We start from the raw sequence: 12,422 nt of genomic DNA, 5'->3' as shown, positions 1-12,422 counted from the left end.
CTGTTCCAGCTATCTCACTGCGCTTGAATTAACGCCTGCACCGAGATCGACCGCGATCTGGTCTTCCCTTCCATCGCATTTCGGATGGCCGAATCCGGAGGTGCTCTTTCCGTCCGGTCCGATGTCGTAAACGATAGCGTCCTTCATGTTAGGGCTGACGCCCGCCGGCACGCGGTCCAATCCGAGGTAATGTCGCACCCGCCACGCCACATTGTGATCCGCGCATGCACTGTCGCCACTGACGCCAAGCCCTCCAGCCACGCCGTTGCCGTCATAGAGCGCCAGCCCGCCGCCGAACACGATGACGCCACCGAGTGCCTTGCCGACGAACGGGTCTTGCGCGGTGCCAAATTCGGCCGCTTGGCCGGCATAGAGCGCGGCCGGGTTCGGCGGACTGCTCAGCGCGACGCCGAACAGATATCCGCCGGGCTGTGCCTGGGCGTAGAGATTGGCGGTGGCTATCGCCTTACTCGGAAGGCTGAAGGCGTTTGCGGAAGTGGCTTTTTCCGCGGCGATGGCACGGCTGCCCGGCCACTGATCGTCGGCCTTGTTGCCGCTAAATGCTACGGCACAGACGATGCCGTCGCGGTTGACGACGGCGGCCCATTCATTGTTGTCGAGGCCGCCATTGCTGGGACCGCCGCTCGGCTTCACGCTCTTCTTCAGGATATCAGCCAATCGATCGTGCTCGACCGGGCACGATGAATTGCTCGGCGCCTGGGCCGCAACTGGCGATGCGGCCAATACGGCAAGCAGCGCGCCCGAAATCAAGACCCTGTGCATTGGTTCAAGCTCCAGTGAGGCTTCGCACGGACGTCGTTTGAACAAAGTCAGCGGTGCAAGGTTCCTGTTCTGGAAGCGATGGCGCGCGCGCCGCCGAGCCGGATAGCGACAGCCAGCGGTACGCGAAGAACAGGCCGGCGCAGGTGTAAAGCGTACCCATCGGAATCCACATCAAGAGGCCGGCGAGTTGCTGATCCTCCAGGGGCGTCAAGCCGAACTCAGCGGCGAGGAGCCCCTGTTGCGGGAACCAGAGGCGGGGGGACAGTGTGAGCAAGGCACCCAGCAGACCGGAATGGAGAACGGTGATGAACAGGCAGGCGACACCGATTCCGTCGCGAATCTGGGCGCTGCGACCGAGAGCTCTTCCATAAAACAGCACCCACCAAAACAGCAGGGCTGTGAGGAAGAAGCTGATGTGTTGCAGCCGATGCACAAAGCCATTCTCGAGCACGAGCCGGTAGAGTGGCGGGGCGTGCCACAGCCAGAGCGCGGCACCATGCAGCGCCGTCGCGGTAACGGGATGGCTGATTGCCCGCCAGCAGGCGGCGATCATTCCGGTGGTAATAAGACGGCCTGTAAGAGGTCGCCAACTGCGAGGAAGGCTCCATAGCAGCGCGCCGTTGATCCGCGCGTATGCCATCAACGGCGCGGCAACGACCATCATCAACTCGTGCTCGATCATGTGCGCGCTGAACAATCGCTCCCCGAGCCAATGCAGAGGGGAAGTGATGGCAAGCGCAAGCACGAGCCAGCCGGTCCAGAATGCGGCGACCTGCGCGAGCTGTACGCCGTGACCGAACCCGGCCGCGTGCCAAACACGCTGTGTTCCCACATAGAAGCAGATGCCAATGAGATAGAGCGGCGTCAGCAGCCATGGATCGTAGCTCCAGGCGGACCAGGAATTAAGCGCGCCCGACACGTCATGGCCCGCTGCCGGCGTAATCGTCAACGCGAGCAGAAGTGCAAAGAGCCACCTCATCGCAGACACGGACTGATCATCATGGCCGCCGTCAGCTGATTCAAAATCACAAGCGCGAAGATCGCGCCGCTTCCGACGCCGAGCCAGGCCATGAAGTGTCTTGCATGGCCTCCTTGCGCCTCGGTCCGCTCCGCTGGCCTGTGGTGGCGAATGCCGCGCAATGATATCAGCGTTCCCGACGTTGCGACGAGCGTCATCACAATGGAGAGGACGATCATCGCAGAGGTCGGCCTGGCGCAGGCATGGGGCGCAATCGCGTAAATGGTTTGCAGGTTGATCGCCCACGCGGCCGGCCCCAATGCGACGCCGATCCAATAGAGCGGAATTTTAGATGCGCTGATCGGGTTCATAGCCGTGGTGTCCAGTCCAGGAGCACATAGATCGGCAGCCACGCGATGACGACAAAGTTCCAATAGAACACATTGTCAGTGACGTCGCTAAATCGCCGCGGGGTGGCATGACGCGTAAACATCAGGACCGTCAGCACAAGCGTGTCGCCGACATCCGTCGCCAGATGCGTGGTGTGAAGCGCAAGCACGAACCACACGATGGAGCCATAGGCGTCCAAATCCCATCGTGTGTTGAGATGCGCGAATTCGAACCCGCGGATCACAAGCAAAGCGAGGCCGATCAACGACATGATGACGAGACCGATGCGCACCCCCCGCAGATCGGTATGACGGGCCCAGCGGCTTGTGAACTGGTTTGGGATAGTGCTCAAGATATATATGGCGGTCGCGACCGACCCGGGCCATAAATCAGGAGGCGGGGAATTGATCGGCCACGTTGCATTCACCGCGTAGAGATAGAGATAGGCCGCTATCGCAACGGCAAATCCCATTCCTTCCAACGCGATAAAGGCCATCGCACCCCACCACGGCCCGCTCTGCGAGCCGAAGCCGTAGGTCGGCAATTTACTGACATTGCGAACGACGGTCTGCTTCACCCTTCGTCCTCCTTGCTGCCGGTCGGCCAAAACCAGCCGATCAATGCGATGGCGATTGGCGGCGTGCCCCAAACCACTGCCCAGGGCGTGAAGATCGAGCCGACAAAGAATACCGTCGTCGCAATCGCAGTGAGTAGGGGCCAGATGCTCGGTTCCGGCGACGCCTCGCGCGTATGGGGCTCGGCATCGGCGATCGAACTGAGCAGCACCTCGCGCCGCTCCACGCTCAGGCCGGCAACAACCGGAAGGGTGCCGCTATCGACCCATAGCGGATCGCGATGGGTGACCATCGGGATCCGCGCGAAGTTGTAGGGCGGCGGTGGCGAACTGGTCGCCCATTCGAGCGTCGAAGCGCCCCACGGATTGTCACCGGCGAGTTCGCCGCGGCGCAGGCTGAGGATCACATTGACGATCAGCACCGCAAAACTCGCAGCAAAGACCACCGCGCCGGCGCTCGACAGGAGGTTGAGGTTATCCCAGCCCATCTCCGGCGTGTAGGTATAAACGCGCCGGGGCATACCCATCAGCCCGAGGATATGCATCGGGAAGAATGCAACATTGAAGCTGACAAAGGCCAGCCAGAAATTCCACCGGCCTATCCTTTCGCTCAGCATCCGCCCGGTGATCTTGGGAAACCAGTAGTAGATTGCGCCGACGAGTGGAAAGACGGCTCCGCCAATCAGGACGTAGTGAAAATGCGCCACGACGAAATACGTGTCATGCACCTGCATGTCGATCGGCACCGACGCCACCATGACGCCTGAGAGACCGCCAAGAACAAAAATCGCAAAGAAGCCGAGCACGAACAATAAAGGCGTGCGGTACACAGGGCGGCCGTCCCAAAGCGTTGCAAGCCAGCAGAAGATCTGCAGGCCGCTCGGCACGGCGATTAGCATGCTCGATGCAGTAAACATGCTGGCCCCGAGTTGCGGCAGACCTGTCACGAACATGTGGTGTACCCACAATCCGAATGACAGGAATCCGGTAGCGATCAGCGAGAGCACAATCATCGTGTAGCCAAACACGGGACGCCCGGCGAAGGTGGCAATGATCATCGAAACCATGCCGGTCCCGGGGATGAAAATGATGTAAACCTCCGGATGTCCGAAAAACCAGAACAGGTGCTGCCACAGCAACACGTTGCCTCCGGAAGCGGTGTCGTAAAAATGGGTATTTACGAGGCGGTCCAGAATCAAAGTGGTCGATGCGACCATGATCGACGGCATCGCGAACAGGACGAGGAAGGAGGTCACCAGCATCGCCCAGACGAAGATCGGAATGCGATCCAGCGTCATGCCGACGGCGCGCTGCTTGAACACGGTCACGACGATTTCGACCGCGACCGCAAGTGCGGCGACCTCGGTAAAAGTGATCATCTGGGCCCAGACATCCGCGCGCTTGCTGGGATTGTATTGAAGACTCGAAAGGGGAACGTAGGCGAACCAGCCGACGTCAGGACCGACATTGAACATGAACGCGATCCAGAGGAAGCAGCCGCCGAACAGAAAGATCCAGTAGCTGAACGCGTTGAGTCGGGGAAAGGCGATGTTGCGTGTTCCGACCATCAGCGGAACGAAGTACACGGCGAACGCTTCCATCACCGGGACAGCGAACAGAAACATCATCGTCGACCCGTGCATCGTGAAGACCTGATTGTAGAGGTCCGGCGACAGCATTTTTCGTTCGGCGCCCGCGAGCTGGAGGCGCATCAGCACGGCGAGCAGGCCTCCAAGAACCAGAAAAGCGAAGGCCGTGAGGATGTATCGTTTGCCGATCACTTTGTGATCGACCGACGTCAATGATCCCAGCCAGCCGTCAGGCGTACGCCACAGCCGCAGCAGCAGAGCCGTGAGCTGGGCCTGCTCAAGCCCGGTATCGCGCAAGTCCCGCTCCGGATTTCTGGCGATATCGCTCATTGCAGCTGCTCCAGATAGTGCAGGATGGCGATGAGTTCGTCGGAGCGGAGCGACATCTTTGGCATGAGGTTGCCGGGCTTGATGTGCTGCGGGTCGGCAATCCAGGCGGCTAGGTTGCCGGAGTTCCGCGGCAGGGTGCCCGCGGCAATCGTTTCGCGGCTGCCGATATGTGTCAGATCCGGACCGAGCTGTCCACCGGCGAGCGTACCGCGAATGGTATGGCACAGGCCGCAGCCCCGAGCGCGAAAGAGCTGCTCGCCACGGATGCCGAGCGGATCACTTGGGCTCGGCGCACTCTGGTTCTGGTGGTCCCGCCAGCGGCGATATTCGTCCGGTGGCAGGGCGGTGACGGTGAACGCCATGTGGGCGTGCTGCACCCCGCAAAATTCGGCGCATTGTCCGCGGTAAACGCCTGGATTTTTCGCAGTAAACTGCACCCTGTTCTGCTGTCCGGTGACAAGATCCATCTTTCCGGTCAGGCTCGGCACCCAAAAGCTGTGAATGACGTCGGCGGACTCGAGCTGAACGGTGACAGGCTGACCAACTGGCACACTGAGCTCGTTGGCCGTGGTAAAGCTCAGATGCGGGCTATCACCCTGGTATTGGACTTCCCACCACCATTGATGACCTGTGACCTTCACCGTCACCGCACCGGGATCATTGGCGAACACAGTTCGCTGCGCGCCATAGCTCACAACAGACAGGGCGAGCACCGTAATCGTCGTGGCAATTCCCGCCAGGAGGATGATGCTTCCAGCGCGGTGCTCGAAAGCTTCCGATATATCGAGCGGCTGCTCCCGGCGTGCCCGTCGTCGGATCAGGCCGCATAACAGGACGAGCATCACTGCGACCCACACCACGGTCGAGACCGCAATGAAGATCAGGAGGATACGCTTTATCTCTTCCGACTGGGCTGCCTGCGCATTGAACGATGACTGCCATCCTGTGCAGGAGGTGAGGACGCAAGTCGCGGCAACCGCGAGACCCGATCTCAACCAGAAAACCATCTGTCCCGAGCTTTTGTGCATCGAACCGGCGCAACCGCGCAGAGGTACAAAGGTTCCAATTTACCGGGGGCGTTCATCCCGGGACCCGCGTCGTTGGTCCATCGCTTTGAGCACACTTTGGGCTGAATGGCCCTCATCCCCGGGGACATGCCGCGCTGCAATCAGGATGCCCCGCCGCGGCGGGTAACTGGTTCTCGAGGAGAAGCCAAACTAGAACAGCGGTCCTCGGGCCGTTCACGAGCCAGCTTCTTCATCTTGCGTAAACATCGAACGGACGAAGCTGTTCCTCCAGAGCATGCGCAGACGATGCGTTAATGGCCTTCCTCGCGGATATCTGAGCTAGAATTCGCCGCCCGTGATGGCGAAGCATATCAGGACTGATCAATCCGCTCCGAGGCGGGACAGCGTCGGCGGCGAAATCGTGGGCGGCAGGATGGGTGGGACTATCGCACTAGATGCACGACTTGCGCTCAACCGCCATGATGCGCCATGCCTCGTTCTTAATTTCGTCCAGCTCATAGTCGTCGCCGGACTCAAGCGACAGATGGCCCGGTTCGCAACATACGACGTCTTTTTCTCCCATCCAGAATGTCGCGCCGGTCGGAACGTGCGTGAGCTTGTCGCCGTTCAATTGGAATTGCTCCGTCGTCACTCTGCTATGCATGTTACCGCACCCTCAATACCTAGAAGTGCTGGTATAACGCCGGAGACTCACTCTCGTTGCAGGCATGTCATCACCTTGGGGCGGTCCTGGACGAAACCGACGCCTTGCAGCGCCCGAACTGCGGCGCAGAAGCGTGGTAGCCGGCTAGAAGCTGATCTGGGGGCGGGCAATCATCAGCCAGAATATGATGGCGACTGCCGCGAAAGCCGGAACTCCGAAGGCACACCAGCGCCAAAAGATACGATGATACTCAGCGGGGAGAGGGGTACCGGATGCAGCCGCCGCCGCAGCCAGGTCGCGCAGGCGCATTTGCATCCAGACAACGGGCAGCCAGAACGCGCCGGTAAAGAGGTAGAGTATGATCGACCAAATAATCCAGCCTTCATACAGGGAATATCCCGCCTGGAGGGCGAGCAGTGATCCGGTGATAGGCTGGGCGATAACCGCGGTCGCCGTGAAAATGAAGTCGGCGATCACGACGATCCGCGCCACGCCGGCTATGACAACGGGCTTTCCTTCCAGGTGAGCCGCTAGCATGAAGAAGGCGATGCCGGAGCCGGTGCCGAGCAAAACTGCCGCGCCGATAACATGAAGATACTTCAGGACCAGATACAGCATCACCGGTCTTTCAGGATCGCGAGCGCGACGAAATGCAACACGATGATAGGCCATATTTTAAGCATTGGTCCCAGGGGATCGGCCCAAAGGCGCGGCACAAGTATCGTGCCTATGACCGCATAAGTTAACGAAAGGGCGATCGCGGCGTAGAGCCCGTAACGGCTGGTCGGCCGATAGGCGATCGCAAGGCCGATTGCAAGATCGGACAAGGCGCCGGCGATTACCGTGAGCGCGGCCATCCTGCCTTCAACGCCGCCCTCGCGCATGAGGCCGATGCCGTATTCCCAACCAGGACCCATCGACACCCATGCGGTGGAAACCCAAAACAGACACAACACAACAAATGTAACTGGCTTGAGCAGATACATCGCCGCAAACCATCGCTCTTGTACGGAAGCCGGCTCTGCGGCCAGGAATTCTCCGAGACCTTTCGGACTGATCTGCAGGCGCTCCATACCGGCGACGTCACCCACTGCCCCTCTTGCGATCTCCAGCCGGGCAGTGGTGCGCACCGGAGGGCGCCACCCGAGCAGTGAAATCGCATCGCCAAGTCTGTAGAAAGCGTTCATAAGCGACCGCGGCAAGCGGACTTCGCGCGCAGGTCTCCAACGGCACCAGCGACGGATGATCGAGACAACCTCGGCGAACGAATGGCGTTCGGGACCTACCAATTCGACGATTTGGCGGGAGGGTGCGCCCGGTTGAAGGAAATGTTCCACGGCTCGCACGACATCGTCGAGAAGTACGACCTGGAGCTGCCCGGTGTTCGGCATGATCGGAATGACAGGGAGGGCGGCCAGACCGCGCATGAGGGCGCTTGCTCCGAACGCGGGGCGCCCGATCACCACGGACGGGCGCAGGATGATCCAATCGAGGTCGCGCTCCATCAACGCGTTGTCGCCGGCAAGCTTTGTCCTGGAAAACGCGCTGGGGGTTTCCCGGTCCACGCCGATTGCGGAGAAGTGAATGAACCGGCGGATCCCCAGCTGCTCACAAGCAGCGAACAGGCTCGCAACGCCTAGATGATGAACCATGGCCGCCGAATCGTTCGGGCTGTCTTGAAGCACCCCTGCGCAATTGATGATGGCATCAACCCCGTGAAGACGAGGTAACCAGTAAGAGGAAGAGTTTGCCTCGGATATATCGACAGCGAAAGCGTTGAGGCTTCCACCCGGCACGCTCCTGCTCATCGAGACAACGGAATAACCTCGCGAAGACAGGTGAGCGGCCACCGCCGATCCGATCAGCCCGGTCGCTCCGATAACAGCTACCCTCATGACAGCACTCCGCCAGCGGATGTCATGGCGCACTTCGCGGCCGGCGCGAAATCGCTATCTTCGCCGCGGCGGCTGCTGATCGGGCGGCTTAACACCCATATTGCTCTCGGGTATTCTGTCGCGCCCCTGATCGGCATTGTCATCCTTGCCGCCTGAAGTGGAAGTTCCGCTGCCACTAGGATTGGAGGCGTTAATCCCTGTGGTCCCTCCCGGCTCAGCGCGAGGGTTCGCCGAGCTGGCAGCAGGATCGCCGGTAGTCGAGCCGCGCCCGGTTGGAGCGCCCTGTGCCATTGCGAATGTCAGACCGCTGAGCAACAGGCTCAGCATTATTGCAATTAGTCGCATAGCCGTCCTCGTTGTAAAAATAACCAATCTCGGCAGCGTGCGAAGGTTCCTGGCGCGGCAGTTGCCCGATCAGGTCAGTTCTCGACGACGAATATTTGTCTCTTCCGGAAATAGCCTGAGATAATGCGATTGGATCGTGTCGTCGCATTCGCAGGCGTGTTGCCGCACCATTTCAATGTCGTTGATATGAATATGGCCACGACTGTAGGTGATCATCCCGAGCTTTTGGAGAGAGCCGGCGATCGTAGTCACGCTGGTCCGCTGCACGCCCATCATCTGTGCCAAAAACTCCTGCGTGAGCGGCAGATCATTGCCAGCGAGGCGCTGCATGCGAAGCAGTCACTTGCACATTCGCTTGTGAATGTCATGAACCGCGTTACAGGCAACCGCCTGTTGCACCTGCGCCACGAAAAATTGCTCGTACTCAACAAGAAGCTTTCGCAAAGGCGTGATTTGCAGGGCCAATTCGCATAGGCGGGCCGACTCAACGACCGAGGCGGTGCCAGGCACCTGGATCACGACATGGTTGAGGGACAGCTTGCCGTCTAAAGCCTGGCTTGCTCCAAACACGCCATCGCGGCCGGTCATCGCGGTTTCGATCGCCTCGCCGCCGGTCAGTTCCACCACGCTCGAAATGATGCCGCCATGAGGAAAATAGACCTTCAGTACCGGCTGATGCGTCTCAGCGAGAATTTTGCCTTGCTCAAGCTGCAGCACGTTGATGTGCGGGATCATACACGCCAACGAAGGCGGATCTAATCTGCTGAGAAGAAGGTTATTGCGGTGGACCATCGGAGGTCTCCCATGCCGTGGAGGCGGGAGCGCAACCGGTCTCTCAGGCACCGACACCTACCGTAAAACCTTAGGCCGGTGATGCATTCCAATATGCGCGCGCCTCCCGGGAATAGCGAGTTAATTCGGGCCGCTCCGGAGAACAACCTAGAGCCGTTCCGTCAGCTGTTTCTGAGGCTTATGCTGTTGCCATCCCGGTATAGATTTCAGCTCTTCCACTATCTCCCTGTATTCGGATCCGAGTTTTTCATTCTCGTAGCGGGCCTGCTGATCGGTAGCCAAGCCTGCGATCAGCTCGCATTCGGACGCGCAACGCTCCAGCAGCTCAATTTCCTGGCTGATGTCAATCATGGCCGCTCCAACGCGTTAGCGGCAGCCGTCTCGGCCACCGCGCGTGAGACAAGGGTAAGCGATAAAACTCGAGGCCCAAGATTGTAATAGTTAGCCGGACGCGTCTGTTCGGCGGCCGACATTCGGCAACGGAAAAGCGCATTTTTCCGAATTAGCTAGTTCGACCGGCGAGCACTGAAAGAATCTGCGCCGATTGGCTTCTCGATTGCCGCTCCTTCAGGAAACTGCGTGCTACTCGGCCGCTGCGAGCCTTCGCAGTAGCAAATCATCGCTATCTGTTGCTTTGCGCGCCGTCTCCAGCAATGGTCGCGTGGAATCCGGTTGCCGCGAAGCGGTTTTGAATGCGTGCCGCCTTGAGCCGCCGATGCCGCAATAAATGAAATCGCTCTGTTTGATCGTTTCCTCGCTCAAGAAGTTTCGCAGGTCAATAACAATGGGAGCTCGTACGACGGCCCTCAGCTTCTTAAAATCCATTTCGGCGAACTCTTGCCATTCCGTGGCAATCACGATTGCATCGGCTCCTTCCGCCGCCTCATGGGCCGAACTGCAGTATTGAACCCCCGGCGGCAGCAAGTCTCCTGCTCACCCATTTGCGACCGGATCGTAGGCTTTCAGAATACTGCCGGCATCGGTCAGTGCCTGCGCGAGGGGAATTGACACCGCGTCGCGCATGTCGTCGGTATCGGCTTTAAAGGTGAGGCCAAGTATCGCGATAGTCTTGCCGCGCAGGACGCCGTTGCAGGAGGATGCTACCTTGCGAGCCATGGAGCGCTTGCGTGCCTCATTGGAGGCCAGGACGTTTCGATGATCCGCATCGGCGCTTCATGATCCTCCCCCATCTTGGCGAGCGCGCGGGCATCCTTTGGGAAACAGGATCCACCGAAGCCGGGACCCGGCTGCAGATAGCGGGTGCCGATGCGTTCATCGAGGCCAATTCCCCTGGTCACGTCACCGATGCGGGCATCGACCTTCTCGCAGAGTTCAGCCACCTCGTTGATATAGGCGATCTTGGTGGCGAGAAATCCGTTCGCGGCATACTTGATCAGTTCGGAAGACCTTCGATCGGTCAGCAGAATGCGTTCCTGCTCGATGCCGATGCTGCGATAGAGTTTCGTCAGGCGCGCGGCAGCGAGATCGCTCTCCGCACCGATAACGACGCGGTCGGGTTGGAGAAAATCGTGCACGGCTCGACCGGCCCGCAGGAACTCAGGATTTGACGCGACTCCAAAATCCAGCTCAGGACGAATGTTCCCGATCAGGTACTCGATGGTGTCTCCGGTGCCGACCGGAACGGTTGATTTCGTCACGACGATCGCATCGGCTTTCAAGAACGGCGCGAGGCCTTCAACTGCGGTGTGGACCTGGGAGAGATCGGCACGGCCGTCGCTCGGGCGCGTAGGGGTCCCGACGGCAATAAAAACAATGTCGGCGCCAGTCACCGCTGCGGCGTAGTCGGAGACGAAGTATAATCGCTTTCGGCGGCGGCCGTCCGCAATGAGGTCGTCGAGTTGCGGCTCGTAAATCGGTACCTGGCCGCGGCACAGCATTGCTATCTTGGCTTGATCGATGTCGACGCAGGTGACGCGGTGCCCGCCCTGGGCGAAGCACGCCGCTGAAACCAATCCAACATAACCTGTGCCGAGTACCGCAATCCGCATTTCGAAATCCTTTTACTGTTGACTAGCAAGGGTCAGCCGCCCACGCCCTTGCGGACGTGGCGCCTGACCTCGGATGGGCGCCGTGACGAACTCAGGCGTCGCAGCGCGAAGTGCGAAATAGGCGATCGTGGCTTGCAGTCCGTCCTTGAGATTCACGCGAGGCCGCCAGCCAAGCGTTCGCAGCGCCGTTTCGATCACTGGTTTGCGCCGCTTGGGATCGTCCTTGGGCAGAGGCTCGAAGCACAGTGGAGACGTGGAATTGGTATGGGCCAGGACTGCCTGTGCGATCTCCGCGATGGTGACTTCGTGCGGATTGCCCAGATTGCAAGGGCCGGTGACGGAAGTCGGGCTCTCCATCAGCAGTTCCAGGCCGCGCACCAGGTCGTCCACAAAGCAAAAACTTCGGGTCTGCGTGCCGTTGCCGTAAACAGTAACTGGTTCGCCGCGCAATGCCTGGACAATGAAATTCGAAACGACGCGTCCATCATTTTCCAGCATTCGCGGTCCATAAGTATTGAAAATGCGAGCGACTTTGACCTGCAGTCCATGAAGGCGGTGATAATCGAACATCAGCGTCTCGGCGGCCCGTTTGCCTTCGTCGTAACAAGCCCGTGGACCGATGGGATTGACGTGGCCGACATAGGATTCCGGTTGCGGATGTACTTCCGGGTCGCCGTATATTTCGCTGGTGGACGCCTGCAGAACCCGAGAAGATTTCTGACGAGCGAGTTCGAGCACATTTATCGTGCCGACAACACAGGTTCTCATTGTTCCTACGGGGTCACGCTGGTAGTGCCGCGGCGAAGCGGGACATGCCAGATTGTATATCCGGTCGATTTCCACATCTATCTCGAGCGGATCGCGCACATCGCCTTCGACGAATGTGAAGTTCGGATGATTCATCAATGGCCGGACGTTACGCATCGATCCGGAAAATAGATTATCGAGGCAGATGACCTGGTCTCCGCGTTGCAGGAGTGCATCGCACAGGTGTGAGCCGATAAAACCTGCTCCTCCAGTCACCAGAGTTCGATGGGCGGTGCGCGCGCGTGCCAAGGCTTTGATGGGTGATTGAGGCGTCATACT

General features: G+C 59.6%; 13 protein-coding genes and 1 pseudogene. All 14 read right to left on the bottom strand.

Going from position 1 to position 12,422, the window contains the following annotated elements:
* Nucleotides 1–9 precede the first annotated feature (9 nt).
* Entirely contained in the window at nt 10–783 is a 774-nt protein-coding gene (locus ACVWVY_RS38465; protein WP_456631282.1) for a GlcG/HbpS family heme-binding protein, read from the bottom strand.
* Nucleotides 784–787: 4 nt separating this feature from the next.
* Nucleotides 788–1,762, bottom strand: a complete 975-nt coding sequence (locus ACVWVY_RS38460; protein ID WP_456631281.1) for a cytochrome c oxidase assembly protein — start codon at nt 1,760–1,762, stop codon at nt 788–790.
* Nucleotides 1,759–2,112, bottom strand: coding sequence for a hypothetical protein (locus ACVWVY_RS38455; RefSeq protein ID WP_456631280.1), 354 nt, complete (start codon nt 2,110–2,112; stop codon nt 1,759–1,761). The genes ACVWVY_RS38460 and ACVWVY_RS38455 overlap by 4 nt, the downstream gene beginning before the upstream one ends.
* On the bottom strand, nt 2,109–2,708 hold the full coding sequence (locus tag ACVWVY_RS38450; RefSeq protein ID WP_456631279.1) for a cytochrome c oxidase subunit 3: 600 nt from the start codon (nt 2,706–2,708) through the stop codon (nt 2,109–2,111). The genes ACVWVY_RS38455 and ACVWVY_RS38450 overlap by 4 nt, the downstream gene beginning before the upstream one ends.
* Entirely contained in the window at nt 2,705–4,624 is a 1,920-nt protein-coding gene (ctaD, locus tag ACVWVY_RS38445) for a cytochrome c oxidase subunit I (RefSeq protein ID WP_456631278.1), read from the bottom strand. The genes ACVWVY_RS38450 and ctaD overlap by 4 nt, the downstream gene beginning before the upstream one ends.
* Entirely contained in the window at nt 4,621–5,631 is a 1,011-nt protein-coding gene (gene coxB, locus ACVWVY_RS38440) for a cytochrome c oxidase subunit II (protein ID WP_456631277.1), read from the bottom strand. Before coxB ends, ctaD begins: the two co-directional genes overlap by 4 nt.
* A 451-nt stretch (nt 5,632–6,082) precedes the next feature.
* The gene (locus tag ACVWVY_RS38435) at nt 6,083–6,262 is read right to left on the bottom strand and encodes a hypothetical protein (protein ID WP_456631276.1); all 180 of its coding nucleotides are present in this window, start codon (nt 6,260–6,262) and stop codon (nt 6,083–6,085) included.
* Nucleotides 6,263–6,439: 177 nt separating this feature from the next.
* Entirely contained in the window at nt 6,440–6,913 is a 474-nt protein-coding gene (locus ACVWVY_RS38430) for a DUF2269 family protein (RefSeq protein ID WP_456631275.1), read from the bottom strand.
* Nucleotides 6,913–8,190, bottom strand: a complete 1,278-nt coding sequence (locus ACVWVY_RS38425; protein ID WP_456631274.1) for an SDR family oxidoreductase — start codon at nt 8,188–8,190, stop codon at nt 6,913–6,915. Before ACVWVY_RS38425 ends, ACVWVY_RS38430 begins: the two co-directional genes overlap by 1 nt.
* Nucleotides 8,191–8,604: 414 nt before the next feature.
* A complete protein-coding gene (locus tag ACVWVY_RS38420) occupies nt 8,605–8,865 on the bottom strand; it encodes a helix-turn-helix domain-containing protein (RefSeq protein ID WP_456631273.1) in 261 nt (86 codons plus the stop codon).
* A 9-nt stretch (nt 8,866–8,874) separates the two neighbouring features.
* The gene (locus ACVWVY_RS38415; protein ID WP_456631272.1) at nt 8,875–9,327 is read right to left on the bottom strand and encodes a Crp/Fnr family transcriptional regulator; all 453 of its coding nucleotides are present in this window, start codon (nt 9,325–9,327) and stop codon (nt 8,875–8,877) included.
* A gap of 147 nt (nt 9,328–9,474) precedes the next feature.
* Nucleotides 9,475–9,678, bottom strand: coding sequence for a hypothetical protein (locus ACVWVY_RS38410; RefSeq protein WP_456631271.1), 204 nt, complete (start codon nt 9,676–9,678; stop codon nt 9,475–9,477).
* Nucleotides 9,679–10,038: 360 nt separating this feature from the next.
* Nucleotides 10,039–11,336 (bottom strand): annotated as a pseudogene (locus tag ACVWVY_RS38405) (UDP-glucose dehydrogenase family protein); the annotation flags it as partial.
* A 12-nt stretch (nt 11,337–11,348) separates the two neighbouring features.
* Nucleotides 11,349–12,419: a UDP-glucuronic acid decarboxylase family protein gene (locus tag ACVWVY_RS38400; RefSeq protein ID WP_456631270.1), complete on the bottom strand. Its 1,071-nt coding sequence runs from the start codon at nt 12,417–12,419 to the stop codon at nt 11,349–11,351.
* Nucleotides 12,420–12,422: the final 3 nt, after the last annotated feature.

It is taken from the genome of Bradyrhizobium sp. URHC0002, from assembly GCF_054059515.1.
The sequence above is the reverse complement of the archived record's forward strand: the minus strand, read 5'-3'. Positions and strand labels throughout refer to the sequence as shown.